This window comes from Mucilaginibacter sp. (assembly GCF_041663085.1).
In the GTDB taxonomy this organism is placed as follows: Bacteria; Bacteroidota; Bacteroidia; order Sphingobacteriales; family Sphingobacteriaceae; genus Mucilaginibacter.
Window position 1 is genome coordinate 1 of the sequence record NZ_JBAZRC010000117.1, and the last position, 15,691, is coordinate 15,691.

A 15,691-nucleotide genomic window follows, 5' to 3' on the forward strand; every position below is an offset into this window, starting at 1 on the left:
ACTGGTATCGGCTGTTACGGTTACCAAAGGCGATACAGTAAAAGATTACCCTGTGCCCAACCAGGAAATGATAAAAGTTTTAAATGCCACTCACTTTGCATTTATGCGGCATGACCTAAGCAAAGGAAAGGGCAAAGATGCTACCTATACCGCAGGCGGCGGTACATACGATTTTAAAGGCGACAAATACACCGAACACCTGGCTTACTTAAACGCCCGCGAATGGGAAGGCCGCAGCTTTGATTTTACCGTTCAGTTTAAACACGATACACTGATACAAAAGGGCATCGAAAAGATAGACAGCCTGAACATCAACCACGAGATCATAGAAACTTACGTGAAGCAGAAATAATAGTCAGGACCAAAAGCCCTGCGCCTTGATCTGTGATGATGGATAGCCCTGCTGCTTAAGCAATTTGCGCAGCTGGGCTACCATTGTATTGTTACCGGCAAGGTAAAACATGGTATTCTCCAGGCTGTATTGCTGTTTAAGCACCCATTCCATTAAACTATTGTGGCCGTAAACATCCTTACGCGCTACCGGCTCAATGGGTGTCCAAAAATATTCGTTAAACAACCTGCGGTGTTCATCCTCGCCAATAACAATACCGCCCGAAAAGCGGGTGTGCGGCAACACCATTTTTTGCAGGGCCAGTAAATGGCCAACGCTGCTTTCGTCACCAAGTGCAATTACTGCCGATACCTGATCGGGCTGGTGGTGGGTAAAGCCTACTTTTTTGATATAGCTGATGGTATCCCCTTTTTTTAACTGGCGCGCCCATTTGCTGCCCGGGCCGTTATGTACTGCATCAACATAAATGGTGCAGGTGCGGGTTTCGGCATCCCAGCCGGATGGGGTGTAGTCCCTGAATGTAAAATGATCCACTTTGAATTTGATATAGGGTATGTAGTCCCATTGCTGCATATCAACAAGGGGCAAATGCAAATCAATTTCAATTAAGGTAGATGGTGCCCATGGCCTTACTTCCAGCACGGTGCCGGTTTGCAAAAACCGGGGCTCGAAAAATTCACCAGCCTTTTTTTTGAGTTTATATAATGTAGATGTTTCCATGTGAGTAATTTTGATACTACAAAGAAACGGGGCAAATCACCGCATAACAATGGCAACTATGCGGTAATGATTGGACTATTTACGGTAAGTTGTGCGAAATGTTAAAGGAGTAACCCCTTCTGATTTTTTGAACAATCTGGAAAAATACGCATGATCATCATACCCCAAAGCATGCGCTACTTCTTTAACATTACATTCACTATAGTATAAAAGGCGTTTGGCTTCCAGCATAACCTCATTCAGTATCCAGTAACTTACCGAGAAGCCGGTTACCTTTTTTAAGGCTTCATTTAAATAACTTTCTGATACATTAAGCATCCCCGCGTAAACCGACGGATTTTTTATGGCCACGTAATTATCTACCAGTAATTGCTTAAACATTTGCGAAAGTTCTACCGGCCTTGATACTTTTATGGTTGTGTAGTTGCTTTCGGCATAACAGCCCGCAGCAATACCAATAAACGATTGCAAAAGAGAATGCACCACAGATATATTAAAAGTACTTTGGCCGTGATCAGAAAAACGTTGCCGCAACAGGTGTAGCAAGTCGGTACATTGCGTCATCAGTGCATCATCTAAAATATATGGTTTTTGCAGCTCCAACTGGCCCTCAAACACCTTGCGATAATCTGGCAGAACCAGCATGGTATCTACGGCTAAAAACCAACCCGCGGCCTGCTCGTAACGAACACCGTGGTGCACCTGCCCGGGCAACACATAATATAATGTGTTTTTAAAAAATCCTACTTCAGTAAAATCTATCATTAATGACGCATCTCCGGCATCAACCACAAAAAAAATGTAATGATCATCCCGGTGGGCATCCAGTATACCTTTGTTGGACCGTGCGTCGCCGATATCATACCGCCATATCTCAAGGCCGAGGCTGGCCCTTTCCTTTAACTGATGTACAGGAATATCTTTCATCGCGGGTAAAAATAAGGATTAAATAATACCGGATGGGAAAATTGTCCATGCAGTGACGAACATCCTCCATGGTACAGCGGGGCACTTGTTTGCACATTTGTACTGTCAATAACGACAAACAAAAACTTAAAAACAATGGCACGCTTAATAGCTCTAAACCCAGACGAAACTACAGGAAAAACAAAAGAATTATTTAACGCAATACAAGGCAAATTTGGTGCAGTACCCAACATGATGCGCACCATGGGCAACTCGCCCGCTTTATTAGAAGGTTACTTAAACTTAAACGGCGCTTTGGCCAAAGGCACACTTAGCCCAAAAACAGGCGAACTTTTAGCCCTCGCCATAGGCGAAAAAAACAGCTGTGATTACTGTGTATCTGCACACTCATACATAGGCGAAAAATTGGCACACCTTGATGCCGAAACTATAGAAAATGCCCGCCGTGCAAATGCAGCTGATACAAAAACAGATGCCGCCTTAAAATTTGCCACAACGCTAATTGCTAAACAGGGCTTGGTTGCCGCAGGTGATGTTGAAGCAGTAAAAGCTGCCGGTTTTACAGATGGCGAAGTTGGTGAATTGGTTGGCCACGTTGCGCTAAACATCCTTACCAATTATTTTAACAACACAGCCGATACCGTGATCGACTTCCCGGTGGCAAAACCATTGCAGGCAGTTGAAGCATAAGCCGATAATCAGAAATATCAGGTAACAGTAAAAGTCGGTAATAAAATGCGCCGGCTTTTGCTGTATTGTTTACTTTTATTAACGCTTAAAAATTATCCGTTTTTATGGAACCAAAAAGATACCCGCTGCCACCATTTAATATGGAAACAGCCCAGCAAAAAGTACAGGCCGCAGAAGACGCCTGGAACACCCGCGACCCTGAAAAAGTAAGCCTGGCTTATACTGTTGATACCGAATGGCGCAACCGTACCGATTTTATAAACGGCCGCGAAGAGGTAAAGCAATTTTTAAAAGGCAAATGGGAAAAAGAGCTGGATTACAAGCTAAAAAAAGAGCTATGGGGCTTTAAAGAGAACCGCATGGCAGTAAGGTTTGAGTACGAATGGCATGACCACAGCGGCCAATGGTACCGCAGCTACGGCAACGAGCTTTGGGAGTTTGATGAGAACGGTTATATGCAAAAGCGTTTTGCCAGCATCAATGATCTGCCTATTGCCGAAACCGACCGTAAATTATTTTAATACAACCATGACGGATTTTAAAGACGCCCTTACCCTTATCGACCCGGCAAACGGCCATTTCCTGTTCAGGTGGTTTACGTTTGATGATAACAGCCATTTTAACTACTTACGGCGCAACAATTATTATTCGGTAATTTGGTTAAAGCAGGGTGCAGGGAAACTGCGGGCAGATTTTTCGGAATATGATTTTGCAGCTAATGATCTGCTGGCTTTTACACCTTACCAGCCATTTATGCTAACCGAAACCCAACCGGTAAGCGGCGTTTGTATTGAGTTTCATCCCGATTTTTTCTGCATCCATAAACATGATAAAGAGGTATCATGCAGCGGGGTATTATTCAATAATATATACCACCCACCCTTTGTTAAGATAGATGCCAATACCGCCATTACCCTTGATATGCTGCTTGGCCAGATAAAAGCCGAAATGCAGAACGAAGCCATGGCTCAATACGAGATCCTGATATCATACCTCAAGATCTTCCTCATCACGGCATCGCGCTTAAAAGCCCAACAGCAGGAACTGGAAAGCCAGGATACCGACACCAAAAACTTCATCCTGCAAAATCTTAAAGAATCCATTGAGCTTAACTTCAAAACCAAACATAGCGCAAGCGATTATGCCGATATGCTTAATATATCGGCAAAGGCACTGGCCCGCATCACCAAAACACATTTCAACAAAACGGTAAGTAACCTGATAGCCGAACGCATAGTAATTGAGGCCAAGCGCGAACTTTACTTAACAAACCGGACTATTAAAGAAATAGCCTACAGGCTGGGTTATGAAGATGAGTACTACTTTAGCCGTTTTTTTAAAACCAACGCCGATGTATCGCCCCAAATGTACCGGGATACGGTTGGCTTTGCCAAGGCGGTGGTAAACGGTAAGATAATGGTCAATTAATGCACTTTGCCATTTATACCTGCTTTATATAAGCTTGGTGTTATGCCTTCAATTTTTTTGAATGCGCGGCTAAAGTAGTTCAGGTTATTAAAACCGGCTTTAAAGCAAGCTTCGGATATACTGTTATATGGGTTGTTCATAAATTGCTTGGCCAATTGGATTCGCTCTTTAATGATATAATCAACCGGAGATATGCCCAATTCGTGCTTAAAAGCACGGAAGAAACTCGGCTTACTCATAAAAGCCATTTGGCTCAAGGCATCAATATTCAATTTATCGGTAAGGTGTTGCTTAATATACTCAACCACGTACGCAAACCTGCTGCCCGTTGATAGTTCGTGCATATTATCTTTCACCTCGTGCAGGTTTTGCATCTGCATAATGCGGATAAGCAATTCCTTTAACGTAAAACTTGCCAATACATCTTTGGTTAAGTCATCACCGGTACTTATGCGGATCAGTTTATTGATGAGTTGCGCCAGTTCATAATTGTTAAAGAAGTGAAACTGTTTATAGTTTAATTGCCAGGCATACTTATCCTCGCGCGGGTAATGCTCATTCAGGTAATCAAGCGTATTATTTATCTCCTGCTGATTAATGGCCAGTGCCGTACACTGCGATGGCTGCTGCGCCGTAGCCTCCGGGAAATCAATAGTCATGGTGATGTTTGGCGGTACAATAACGGTTTCGCCGGGTAAATAATCAAAGCCGGGCTTATCAAATAAATGCATCACCTTTTTGCCGCGCAGCATACTGGTTATCACCAGGTCGCTAAAGGTTAGGGGCACCAACTCACTGCGCTCATAAGTTTCAAAAATATTCAGCTCGCAATGGTTCATGGTGTAAGCCTTGCGGTTTTCTACCAGGGTACGCAGTTCTTTTCCGTTAGAGAGGCCTAAAGGCGTTAGCAGATTTACATTATTCATGGCTGAATATTTAGTACAAATTAGGCATTGTAAACAGTAATAACAATAACCCAAACATATTGACATTATTGTGCTACCAATTGATAGCATTGTGCAAATGGCTAACCCGCGCCCCGCCTAACTTAGCAAAACCAATTCTAAATTAAAACCTGTAAAAATGAGTATCAATAAAAAACCTTCCTTTAAGGATAAGTATGATAATTTTATTGGCGGCAAGTTTGTTCCGCCGGTTAAAGGTGAATATTTTGATAACGTTTCGCCTATTGATGGCAAAGTGTTTACCAAAGCAGCCCGCTCTACCAAAGAGGATGTGGAACTGGCATTGGATGCTGCCCACGCTGCCTTTGCTACCTGGGGTAAATCATCGGCAGCCTACCGCGCGGGCATCTTAAATAAAATTGCTGATACCATTGAAGCCAACCTTGATTACCTGGCCACTGTTGAAGCAATAGATAACGGCAAGGCCATCCGCGAAACCAAAAATGCCGACCTCCCTTTGGTGATAGATCACTTCCGTTACTTTGCCGGTGTTATCCGTGCCGAAGAGGGCGGTATATCTGAGCATGACGAGTTTACCGTGAGCATTGTTTTAAGCGAACCGCTTGGTGTTGTAGGCCAGATCATCCCCTGGAATTTCCCGTTACTAATGGCCACCTGGAAAATTGCCCCGGCCCTTGCTGCCGGTAACTGTTGCGTGGTAAAACCTGCCGAGCAAACGCCAACATCCATTATGGTATTAATGGAACTCATAGGCGAAATTTTGCCTGCGGGTGTATTGAATATTGTAACAGGTTTTGGGCCGGAAGCGGGTAAACCACTGGCATCATCCCCACGCATTGCCAAGGTATCTTTCACCGGCGAAACCACTACGGGCCGTTTAATTATGCAGTACGCGTCAGAAAACCTGATACCGGTTACTATGGAGCTGGGTGGTAAATCGCCAAACGTCTTTTTTGAATCGATAGCAGATGCCGACGATGCGTTTTTTGATAAGGCCATTGAAGGCGCGGTAATGTTTGCGCTTAACCAGGGCGAGGTTTGTACCTGTCCCTCGCGCATCCTGATCCAGGAAAGCATTTACGATAAATTTATTGCCCGTGTTATTGAGCGTGTAAACGCCATAAAAATGGGCGACCCGCTTGATGATAGTACCATGATGGGTGCGCAGGCATCAAACGACCAGTACGAAAAGATCCAATCGTACCTGAAAATTGGCCGCGAAGAAGGCGCCGAAGTATTATGTGGCGGCGAAGTTAAAAAGCTGGACGGTGATTTAAGTACAGGCTATTACATACAGCCTACCCTGTTTAAAGGGCATAACAAAATGCGCATTTTCCAGGAAGAGATCTTCGGCCCGGTTGCGTGTGTTACCACTTTTAAAACAGTTGAAGAAGCTATTGAAATTGCCAACGACACCATGTATGGCTTAGGTGCCGGCGTATGGACACGTGATGCGCACGAGGTTTACCAGGTGCCGCGTGCTATACAGGCGGGCCGTGTTTGGGTGAATAACTACCATGCCTACCCGGCACACGCACCGTTTGGCGGATACAAAAAATCGGGCTTTGGCCGCGAGAACCATAAGATGATGCTTGAGCATTACCGCCAAACAAAAAATATGCTGATCTCTTACAATAAAAATAAGCTGGGTTTCTTTTAGGCCGATAGCTTATTTGTTAAGTTTAACCACAGAGATAACAGAGATTTGCATGGTTAAATTCACAGAGAGCACAAAGAAGAAAGGCTCTGTGTGTTTCTCTGTGAAAACCTCTGTGTACTCTGTGGTTAATAAAACGTAGCAAAATGGTAAAAAGAGTATTGGTATCACCCGAAGCATCCGCCCTTATCGCCGAATTAAAAGGACGTTTTGGCGAACTGATGTTTCACCAAAGCGGCGGTTGTTGCGACGGCTCATCGCCCATGTGTTTTGAAAAAGGTGAGTTTAAACTGGGCGGCAGCGATGTAAAATTGGGCGAGATTGACGGTTGTGAGTTTTGGATGAGTAAAGACCAGTTTGAATATTGGCAGCATACACAGCTAACGGTTACCGTTACCAAAGGCCGGGGTTCCAGCTTTTCGTTGGAGATACCTACCGGGTACAGGTTTCTGATCCAATCGCGGTTATTTACCGATGCGGAGTTGCCTGATTTAGAACCGGTAACATTTATAGAAGACTAAGAATTTGTGAGGGGTTATTTTTTGAGCAAAAGCCCCGACACGAATGTGCCGGGCTTTTTTGTTTTAATGCCTATTTTTACCCCATGGCAAGCCCTCTAAAAGATCTTTACTCCCCCCTGTTTTATAGCCGGTTATCAGATTCGCTAATAGAAGTATTACCCGGTTTTGATAAGCAAGCGTTTACACAGCAGATCTATACCCCTGCATTCGACAATATGGAGCTGAAAGAACGCATGCGCCACACGGTTAAAACGCTGCATAATTTTATGCCTACCGATTTTAAGGAAAGCATTGCCGTTATCAGAAGCCTGATTACCCTGCTCAGGAAAAAAGGCATTGGTGAGGACGGGCTCGCCCACATGTTTCTGCCCGATTATATTGAGGTTTATGGCCTTGATGATTACGATACATCCATTGATGCGCTTGAATTTACCACGCAGTTTGTAAGCTGCGAATTTGCAGTGCGGCCTTTCCTGATCAAATACCATGAGCCGATGATGAAGCAGATGCTGGCTTGGTCGTTACATAATAATCACAAAGTGCGCAGACTGGCAAGCGAAGGCAGCCGACCACGTTTACCCTGGGCCATGGCCGTGCCTGCTTTAAAGAAAGAGGTTACCTTGATACTCCCGATACTGGAAAACCTGAAAGCTGATCCATCCGAATGGGTACGCCGGAGCGTGGCCAACAACCTGAATGATATTGCCAAGGATTTCCCCGAAGTGGTGCTGGATATTGCCGCCCGTTGGACAGGCATCAGCAAAGAAACCGATGCCATTATTAAACACGGCAGCCGTACGCTGCTTAAACAAGGCCATACCGAAATACTGGCGCATTATGGTTTGCATACCAAAGGCATCGAACTGAATGCCTTTAAGGTATTAACGCCAAAGATCAGCATCGGCGACAGCGTGGAATTTACCTTCACGGTAGCAAACACCAATATCGCCGAACAAAAAATACGTTTAGAGTACGCCATATTTTACCCCATGAAGAATGGCAAATTCTCCAAAAAAGTATACAAAATAAGCGAGCGCATCTTTGCACCGAAAGAAACATCCACCATCAACCGCAAGCAAAAATTCATCCCGATAACTACCCGCACTTTTTATGTTGGCCTGCATAAAGTAGCCCTAATAGTAAATGGTGAAGAAAAAGCTACTGGCGAGTTTGAGTTGACAGCATAAAAAAAGCGGACAACCTTTCGGCCGGCCGCTTTTAAATTATAGATATAGGGGATCTTTAATCAAACTTCCAGCGTACAAAAGCTTCAATGGCTTCATACTCGGCAAGGCCGAGTTCATTGTACAAAAGTGCGGTCTCGTGGGTACGGTCCTCTGCCCTTACCCAAAACTCGCGTGCGTCATCCCCCGGGAACACCGGGATATCTTTTTGCGATTGGTGCTTAAATATGGCCAGGCGCTTACGTAAAACCTCCTGCGGCGATAGCGGCACGGCCATTTCTATCTCGTGGATCTCAAACTCGTGCCATGCACCGCGGTACAGCCATATCCAGCAGTCTTTTGTCCAGTCTTCAATCTGCCGCAGGCGGTTAAAGGCTTCCAGCATGATCTCAAAACAAACCTTGTGCGTACCATGTGGGTCGGCAAAATCACCGGCAGCGAAGATCTGATGGGGTTTCACTTCCTGCAAAAGCTGCATAGTTTGCTGGATATCATCTTCAAAAGACACGTTCTTTTGTATTTTACTGCGATCATAAAAAGGCAGGTCCATAAAGTGGATGCGCTGGTCTTTTAATCCGGCCAACCTTGCCCCTGCAATGGCCTCTCCTTTACGAATGAGCCCTTTAACGGTACGGATGGCTTCGGTATCGCTTTGGTTTGGCGTTTTGCTTTTCAGGAAGGTTACCATATTTTTATACAGACCTTCCAGATAAGCCGCATCCTGCGATTGAGATTTGGCAAAATCCATCGCGAACTCTACATAGCGCAGCATCTCATCATCCCAAACGGCGGTATTGCCTGATGTTTGGTAGGCCACATGCACCTCGTGCCCCTGATCGGCCAGGCGGATGAAAGTGCCCCCCATCGAGATCACATCATCATCCGGGTGCGGAGAGAATACGATAGAACGTTTTACCGCAGGATTAGCACGCTCGGGCCGCTGGCTATCATCAGCATTAAACTTGCCGCCCGGCCAGCCGGTAATGGTATGCTGTATATTATTAAATATGCTGATGTTGATATTGTAAACCGGCCCAAGCTGCGTAGCCAGCTGTGCCATACCGTTGTTGTTATAATCGTTCTCGGTAAGCTTCAGGATGGGTTTGTTAAGGGTTTTGGCCAGCCATATCACCGCTTTTTTGATGAGCATATCATCCCAAACGCAATCCTTAACCAGCCATGGGGTATCAAAACGGGTAAGATCAACAGATGCATCGCGATCGATTACAAACTCAACATTATCTGAATTTTGAAGGTAGGTGGCAGGTACATCCGGGGATATTACACCTTCTACGGCTTTTTTAATTATGGATGCCTTTTTACCGTTCCATGCCATCAGTATAATTTCGCGGGCTTTGAATATGGTACCGATGCCCATGGTAATCGCCTTGGTTGGTACATTCTCTTTACCACCAAAATCTTTAGATGCATCGCGGCGGGTAAGATCATTCAGGGTAACTAAACGGGTACCCGAGTTTGGCGCCGAACCCGGCTCGTTAAACCCAATGTGGCCGGTGCGGCCTATACCTAAAAGCTGTACATCAATACCGCCGTAGCTATTTATTTTTTTCTCATAAGCCAGGCAAAATGCGGCGATGTCCTTTTCTTCCAGCGTGCCATCGGGGATGTTCACATTGGCCATATCAATATCGATATGGTCGAACAATTGCTCTTTCATGAACCGTACATAGCTCTGTGCCGAACCTGGCTGAATTGGGTAATACTCATCCAGGTTAAAAGTTACCACGTTTTTAAAACTCAGGCCTTCTTCTTTGTGCAGCCTTATCAGTTCCTGGTAAACTTTTATGGGCGATACACCGGTTGCCAGACCCAGCACAGCGGTTTTTCCTTCGGCTTGCTTTTGTTTGATGATGGTAGCAATGCGTTTGGCTACATCAAGGCTCGCCTCGCTATCACTAGCGTATATTTTAACAGGTACTTTCTCGTACCGGGTTTCTTCTAATAAATTAAGCAGCATCTTATGGGGTATATATTTTTTGATTTAGGCATAGCAATTCCATTACCGTGTGGAAGCCCGCTTTTCAGCGGGCCCATCGGTTAATGACATTTAAAAAAAATTCTGTTGTGTTTCTTTAGAAGCCGCTATCGTCTAATGCAAAGGTATTCTTACGCTCTTTCCATTTACCTTTTGTAAAATCAGGGAATGCCTGCGGGGCGTTACCTTCTTTAAGTGATTTTTCTGAAAGTGGTGTTATCACGCTCATGGTTAATGAATCGTATATATCTATCGGCGTATCTTTTTTCTGTTTAACCGACTGTACAAAGGCGTTAAACACAAACCAATCCATACCGCCGTGGCCTGCGCCTTCGGCATATTTCTCAAACTTTTTCCAAAGCGGGTGGTCGTATTTATCAAACCATAAGCTTGCTTTGTCCCACTCATCGTACTTGGCCGATTTGCCTTCAATGTACACCGCATCGGCAACATCCATCCAGATACCTTCAGTGCCCTGCACCCTAAAGCCTAACGAGTATGGGCGTGGCAGGTGGGTATCGTGGCTCAGTGTAACCGTTTCGCCATTGGCACAGTTAAGCGTGGTTGTGGTAACGTCGCCATTTTTAAAGTGGATCTTAGAATTTTTATTCCCGGGAGATACCTTATCTACGTAAGCGTTTAGCCCGCGCGATTTTGAAGAGAATGATACCAGGTTTGTAAACCTGTTACCACGGTTAATATCAATATAGTTCATTACCGGGCCGGCACCATGTGTTGGGTAAATATCGCCGTCTCGGTCAATATTCCACTGGGTACGCCATTGCGCTTCGCCTACGGTATTAGGGCCAAATTCAGCGCCTTTACCATAAGGGTTTTTACCATCGTTAAATAATACACCACGCAGATCGTGCTGGTAACCGCCTTCCAGGTGTATCAGTTCGCCAAAAAGGTTTTGGCGGCTCATGTTCAGGGCAGCCATTACATCGCGGCGGTAACACACGTTTTCCAGCGTCATGTATGGCATTTTGGTTTCTTCGTGTACTTTCAATATATCCCAGTGATCTTTTTCGGTAATACCGGCAATAACCTCGCAGCCAACATATTTGCCGGCACGCATGGCATCAATGGCCTGGTCTTTATGAAACTGCCATGGGGTGGCTATAATAACGCCATCAATATCTTTACGGTCGAGCAGTTTTTTGTATGCGTCCAGTCCGCCAGTGTATTCTGCAGGTAGTTTCTTTTTTGCCTTAACAAATTGCTCGCGGCAAAATTTCAGGGAGCTTTCCTGTATGTCGCAAATAGCAACTATCTCCACATCATCGCGAAGCAAACCCTCGCCTATATGGTTGCGGCCGCGAAGCCCCACACCTATATAACCCAACCTTACCTTATCTGCATTTTTTGCGAATAATAACCCTGAAGGCAAAATTGTTAATCCTGCTAATCCAACAGCCGAATTGATAACAAATTGTCTGCGATCCATAACTTTTAGTTTTTATTTATTGATGATTATAATTGTTCAAGTGATAGTTTGGCTTTACCCACTTTATGCCCGCTGATAGCGTAATAAAGTATAATAAGGTAAGCCGGTATTAATATAATGTAACCATGGCTCGGGTTTAAAGCCTGCGCTAAAGCACCATAAGCCAAAGGCACAATTGCGCCGCCTGCAATACCCATAATTAGTAATGATGAGCCAATTTTGGTGAACCTGCCAAGCCCGGCCAATGCCATAGGCCAGATAGCCGGCCAAACCAGGGAGTTTGCCAAACCCAATAAAGCAACAGCCCCTACCGAAACATATCCTGTAGTTAATATGGCAACCGCGGATAGTATTAAACCTAAACCAGCAGAAAGCTTCATGGCTTTTTCCTGGCTTAGATATTTGGGGATGCAAAGGATGCCTACGCCATAACCCACCAGCATAAATATAAGTGTGCCGGTGGTGAAGAATTTGGCCGTACCCAACGCAATGCCCTGCGTACTGCCGTAATTGATAATGGTATCGCCCGCAATAACTTCGGCGCCAACATAAAAGAACAGGGTTACAACACCTAAAAGCAAATGCGGAAACTGTGTAATGCTTGTTTTGCCGCTATTGCTGATAGCGGTCGATTCGTCTTCCTGATCAGTATCCACTTCGGGAAGGCTGGAGTAGTAAATAACAACGGCCAGTATTAGCAGCACTATTACGATAACGATGTATGGTAAAATCACCCGCGATGCCAGTTCGTTCAGCTCCGCAATTTTTGCAGCCGGGGCCATTGTTGCCAGGCGTTCTTTTAAACCATCGGCATTTTTCAGGGTGATAGCACCAAGTATGATGGGCGCTAATGCACCGGCCACCTTGTTACAAACGCCCATGATGCTGATACGCTTTGCGGCGCTTTCTGGCGGGCCTAATATAGTGATGTAAGGGTTTGATGCAGTTTGCAGCAAAGCCAACCCGGAACCCTGTACAAATAAACCAAACAGAAACAACCCATAATAACGGGTTAATGCTGCCGGAATAAATATTAATGCGCCTACGGCTATAACACCCAACCCTACCGACATACCTTTTTTAAAGCCGGTGACTTTTAAGATACCCGCCGACGGTATGGCCAGCACAAAATAAGAAATATAAAAAGCGGTGGTTACCAGGTAAGCTTCAACAGTAGTTAATTCACAAGCCAGTTTAAGATAGGGTATCAATACTGAATTTAACCAGGTAATAAAACCGAAGATAAAAAACAGCATCCCAATGATGAATATGGGGCTGAGTGTTGATTTTTTTGTGCTTACTGCTGTTGCTTGTATCATTAAGTCGGGATTTATGTTTAGCGTTAATATACCTGCGGACTAAAAGTTATCTCTTTAAAAAACCTGCTCAGATGAAACTCGGGCTTTTGAGCCTCTACCTTGTTCCAGCATAAAAAGTGTGGTTCGGGCAGGCCGTCGCCGCACTTAAAAAAGTTAACTTTTGCCTTGCATTTTTCTAACGAAAGCGCAGGATGATACTTGAATATTTTTTTAGGGATGCATAAAGTTAGCTCCCATTGTATGTTACCTGCGTTACCGTTTTTAACCAGCGTTTGGTGCCTTATGGTTTTTAGCAAACTAACCGGCAAAAAGGTACGCCCTGTTTTGTGCCTGCCGTATTGCCCCCTGCATGTACCCATACAGTTAAACTCCAGGTTGTAATAGTTTGCATCACCATCAAAAGCGATAAAGAACTCCACACAGCTATCTTCAAACACCGGGTCGTTAAATTTACTGTATTCGGCCTTTAAAGTGTGTTCTGTTACGTAATATTTCAGATATATCTCGTCGTTACCATAAGCTAGCGCGAAAGATGCCTGAGGCTGCTGCTCTCCGTTTGCCCATGGCGCGTGCTGTATTAGCTGTTGCTCATACCCGTCTAAAACCTGCGATACCGCCTCTACCGAACGCAGATCATCAAAGCCATTAAGGTACGGAATATTTATACCTGTTGCCATATCCATCAGTATTGCGCAGTTTTATAGCTGTCCATTTCGTTCAATATTGTATTGTGCATAGCGGCGGCGTTTGCATCAAGCATTTTCACCAGTTGGAACTGCGCCCTGGCCCTTTGCAGGTTATGGCCTTCAAATTTTATTTTAAAGTATTTATCGCCGTTAATATGGTCGGTTAAAAACCTAACCGCCTGCATGTAAGGCAGCAACAATGCGCCTTTCATCAGCGAGTTAACCTCGGCATCAGTTAAAAATTTCGATGCTTCTTTTAAGTATCCCTTTACATAGGCATTAAACAGCGGCATATTCAGTTGGATTTTACTCAGATCGGCCTCATCTTCGGTTGTGGTGTTGATGATGGTACGGATGGCATCACCAAAATCATAAGCCACGTAGCCGTCCATTACGGTTTCCAGATCTATAACGCATTGAGCTTCGTCATTTTTATCCAGCAATACATTGTTAAACTTAGTATCGTTATGGATAACGCGCTTTGGCAAAGTTGACACTTGCTCTGGCTGCTGAAAGTATTGCATTGATGCAGCATACTTCGCCACAATATCCAACTCACTTTTAACAGATGCCACACGGCCTAAAGGATCATTGGCTACCGCTTCGTCCAGGTGTTGCAAGCGTTTCTGGATGTTATGAAAGTCGGGGATCACTTCAAAGATCTCACCCGGCGGTATATCACACAGCATAGCCTGAAACTTCCCGAATGCTTTACCACCTTCATAAGCCTGCTTTTCGGTTTTCACTACATCGTAGCTTTTGGTATCGCTTAAAAAGTAGAACATACGCCAGTAATCGCCTGTGCTGTCTTTATAAAAAAAGCGGGTGCTATCTGTAGGTATCAGGGTCATTACCTCCTTTAACGGATCGCCATAACCATGCTCTTTTATTTTGTTTTTAAGATGCTCGGTTACACGGCGCATGTTATCTGTAAGCTTCTCTACATTGGTAAAAATACGGTGATTGATTCGCTGCAGCAGGTAATCAGGGCCCGAGGCCTGTACATTTTTTAACAGGAACGTATCATTAATATGGCCCGACCCATAGGATTTTTGCGACCCCACATCAGCCGCACATTTAAAATGCGACACAACTTCAGCTATGTTTTTAGAACTTTGCATTTATACTTTTATTATACTGTTATATATCAATCCACACATGGGGCGGGTTGTTTATGATAATTTAATGGGTTTATATTGGTTACCTATCTGTAAAAGTGATGTAAAATTATTGCTAACGAAAGCGTACTGCAGGGGCACATATTAACCATGCCGCTAAACAACCGTTTGCATAAACCACGCAAACGATTGTTCTATTTTTACGCAAACGGTTGTTCAAAATTTACTTATGTACGAATCAGCTACCTTAACTATGCTTTACAATCTGACACTATATATTATAATTTCATTTTTTTATTAATTCGAATACTGGCAGCCTGTCTGCTGCAACTTCTATTTCTATTTTAGCCGGCCCCTTTACAATTTTACCCAAGTCGTTTTTCCACGTACCTTTTGGCAGATATATTGTTTTTTTGGTTCCTTTTGCAATCATAGGCGCTACCAGATATTTACTGCCCAGCATAAACTGGCCTTTCACATCAGCAAAGCCCTGGTTAGGGAATTCATACTCCATGCTGCGGGCAATAGGTTCGCCGGTTGCGGCGGCTTGTTTAACCAGTTGCATGATGTATGGGGTATATTTTGCGCGGATGTTGACCGCCTTTTTTACAATAGCCAAATTCTCTTTTGATAATACGCGCCATGGTGCAACCGAAAACTGCATCATGGGCATTAATGCCGAGCATTGGGCAGAGCGTACAACCAGTTGCTCATCCAATT

General features: G+C 44.5%; 15 protein-coding genes and 1 pseudogene. 7 read left to right on the forward strand and 9 right to left on the reverse strand.

The window, feature by feature from the left end:
* Positions 1–352 (forward strand): hypothetical protein (locus WC615_RS17660; RefSeq protein WP_372979397.1); only part of this gene is annotated, 352 nt, incomplete at its 5' end.
* 3 nt (positions 353–355) lie between these two features.
* Here the strand turns inward: WC615_RS17660 and WC615_RS17665 are convergent.
* Both WC615_RS17665 and WC615_RS17670 read right to left on the reverse strand, forming a co-directional pair.
* Positions 356–1,072, reverse strand: coding sequence for a siderophore-interacting protein (locus WC615_RS17665; RefSeq protein WP_372979398.1), 717 nt, complete (start codon positions 1,070–1,072; stop codon positions 356–358).
* A 75-nt stretch (positions 1,073–1,147) separates the two neighbouring features.
* Positions 1,148–1,999, reverse strand: a complete 852-nt coding sequence (locus WC615_RS17670) for a helix-turn-helix domain-containing protein (protein WP_372979399.1) — start codon at positions 1,997–1,999, stop codon at positions 1,148–1,150.
* Between the two features lie 135 nt (positions 2,000–2,134).
* On the opposite strand from WC615_RS17670, the gene WC615_RS17675 reads away from it, so the two are divergent.
* From WC615_RS17675 to WC615_RS17685, 3 genes are all read left to right on the forward strand, one after another.
* Positions 2,135–2,689 carry a carboxymuconolactone decarboxylase family protein gene (locus WC615_RS17675; protein WP_372979400.1) on the forward strand — a complete coding sequence of 185 codons (555 nt, stop codon included), beginning with the start codon at positions 2,135–2,137 and terminating at the stop codon, positions 2,687–2,689.
* Positions 2,690–2,793: 104 nt separating this feature from the next.
* On the forward strand, positions 2,794–3,210 hold the full coding sequence (locus WC615_RS17680; protein WP_372979401.1) for a DUF1348 family protein: 417 nt from the start codon (positions 2,794–2,796) through the stop codon (positions 3,208–3,210).
* A 7-nt stretch (positions 3,211–3,217) separates the two neighbouring features.
* Positions 3,218–4,117 carry a helix-turn-helix domain-containing protein gene (locus WC615_RS17685; RefSeq protein WP_372979402.1) on the forward strand — a complete coding sequence of 300 codons (900 nt, stop codon included), beginning with the start codon at positions 3,218–3,220 and terminating at the stop codon, positions 4,115–4,117.
* Here the strand turns inward: WC615_RS17685 and WC615_RS17690 are convergent.
* Positions 4,114–5,043, reverse strand: coding sequence for an AraC family transcriptional regulator (locus tag WC615_RS17690; protein WP_372979403.1), 930 nt, complete (start codon positions 5,041–5,043; stop codon positions 4,114–4,116). The two genes, WC615_RS17685 and WC615_RS17690, sit on opposite strands and share 4 nt — an antisense overlap.
* Positions 5,044–5,200: 157 nt before the next feature.
* Here WC615_RS17690 and WC615_RS17695 point away from each other — a divergent pair, with 157 nt between their 5' ends.
* The 3 genes from WC615_RS17695 to WC615_RS17705 all read left to right on the forward strand — a co-directional run bounded on the left by WC615_RS17695 (position 5,201) and on the right by WC615_RS17705 (position 8,408).
* Positions 5,201–6,703, forward strand: coding sequence for an aldehyde dehydrogenase family protein (locus WC615_RS17695; RefSeq protein ID WP_372979404.1), 1,503 nt, complete (start codon positions 5,201–5,203; stop codon positions 6,701–6,703).
* A gap of 143 nt (positions 6,704–6,846) precedes the next feature.
* On the forward strand, positions 6,847–7,221 hold the full coding sequence (locus WC615_RS17700) for a DUF779 domain-containing protein (protein ID WP_372979405.1): 375 nt from the start codon (positions 6,847–6,849) through the stop codon (positions 7,219–7,221).
* A gap of 83 nt (positions 7,222–7,304) precedes the next feature.
* The gene (locus WC615_RS17705) at positions 7,305–8,408 is read left to right on the forward strand and encodes a DNA alkylation repair protein (protein ID WP_372979406.1); all 1,104 of its coding nucleotides are present in this window, start codon (positions 7,305–7,307) and stop codon (positions 8,406–8,408) included.
* A 55-nt stretch (positions 8,409–8,463) separates the two neighbouring features.
* Here the strand turns inward: WC615_RS17705 and nagB are convergent, their stop codons facing one another.
* From nagB to WC615_RS17735, 6 genes and pseudogenes are all read right to left on the reverse strand, one after another.
* Positions 8,464–10,383, reverse strand: a complete 1,920-nt coding sequence (nagB, locus tag WC615_RS17710) for a glucosamine-6-phosphate deaminase (protein ID WP_372979407.1) — start codon at positions 10,381–10,383, stop codon at positions 8,464–8,466.
* Between the two features lie 115 nt (positions 10,384–10,498).
* Positions 10,499–11,848: a Gfo/Idh/MocA family protein gene (locus tag WC615_RS17715; protein WP_372979408.1), complete on the reverse strand. Its 1,350-nt coding sequence runs from the start codon at positions 11,846–11,848 to the stop codon at positions 10,499–10,501.
* A gap of 26 nt (positions 11,849–11,874) precedes the next feature.
* Positions 11,875–13,167, reverse strand: coding sequence for a sugar MFS transporter (locus tag WC615_RS17720; RefSeq protein WP_372979409.1), 1,293 nt, complete (start codon positions 13,165–13,167; stop codon positions 11,875–11,877).
* Between the two features lie 23 nt (positions 13,168–13,190).
* Complete coding sequence (locus WC615_RS17725; protein ID WP_372979410.1) at positions 13,191–13,850, reverse strand: carbohydrate-binding family 9-like protein; 660 nt, start codon at positions 13,848–13,850, stop codon at positions 13,191–13,193.
* Entirely contained in the window at positions 13,850–14,974 is a 1,125-nt protein-coding gene (locus WC615_RS17730; RefSeq protein ID WP_372979411.1) for a phosphotransferase enzyme family protein, read from the reverse strand. Before WC615_RS17730 ends, WC615_RS17725 begins: the two co-directional genes overlap by 1 nt.
* A gap of 283 nt (positions 14,975–15,257) precedes the next feature.
* Positions 15,258–15,691, reverse strand: a pseudogene (locus WC615_RS17735) (glycoside hydrolase); the annotation flags it as partial.

Excerpts from the sequence above, each read along its gene's own strand:
- WC615_RS17720 (WP_372979409.1), bottom strand. The coding sequence starts at position 13,167 with ATGATACAAGCAACAGCAGTAAGCACAAAAAAATCAACACTCAGCCCC.
- WC615_RS17665 (WP_372979398.1), bottom strand. The coding sequence starts at position 1,072 with ATGGAAACATCTACATTATATAAACTCAAAAAAAAGGCTGGTGAATTT.
- WC615_RS17705 (WP_372979406.1), top strand. The coding sequence starts at position 7,305 with ATGGCAAGCCCTCTAAAAGATCTTTACTCCCCCCTGTTTTATAGCCGG.
- WC615_RS17675 (WP_372979400.1), top strand. The coding sequence starts at position 2,135 with ATGGCACGCTTAATAGCTCTAAACCCAGACGAAACTACAGGAAAAACA.
- WC615_RS17685 (WP_372979402.1), top strand. The coding sequence starts at position 3,218 with ATGACGGATTTTAAAGACGCCCTTACCCTTATCGACCCGGCAAACGGC.
- WC615_RS17695 (WP_372979404.1), top strand. The coding sequence starts at position 5,201 with ATGAGTATCAATAAAAAACCTTCCTTTAAGGATAAGTATGATAATTTT.
- WC615_RS17730 (WP_372979411.1), bottom strand. The coding sequence starts at position 14,974 with ATGCAAAGTTCTAAAAACATAGCTGAAGTTGTGTCGCATTTTAAATGT.
- nagB (WP_372979407.1), bottom strand. The coding sequence starts at position 10,383 with ATGCTGCTTAATTTATTAGAAGAAACCCGGTACGAGAAAGTACCTGTT.
- WC615_RS17715 (WP_372979408.1), bottom strand. The coding sequence starts at position 11,848 with ATGGATCGCAGACAATTTGTTATCAATTCGGCTGTTGGATTAGCAGGA.
- WC615_RS17700 (WP_372979405.1), top strand. The coding sequence starts at position 6,847 with ATGGTAAAAAGAGTATTGGTATCACCCGAAGCATCCGCCCTTATCGCC.
- WC615_RS17670 (WP_372979399.1), bottom strand. The coding sequence starts at position 1,999 with ATGAAAGATATTCCTGTACATCAGTTAAAGGAAAGGGCCAGCCTCGGC.
- WC615_RS17680 (WP_372979401.1), top strand. The coding sequence starts at position 2,794 with ATGGAACCAAAAAGATACCCGCTGCCACCATTTAATATGGAAACAGCC.
- WC615_RS17690 (WP_372979403.1), bottom strand. The coding sequence starts at position 5,043 with ATGAATAATGTAAATCTGCTAACGCCTTTAGGCCTCTCTAACGGAAAA.
- WC615_RS17725 (WP_372979410.1), bottom strand. The coding sequence starts at position 13,850 with ATGGATATGGCAACAGGTATAAATATTCCGTACCTTAATGGCTTTGAT.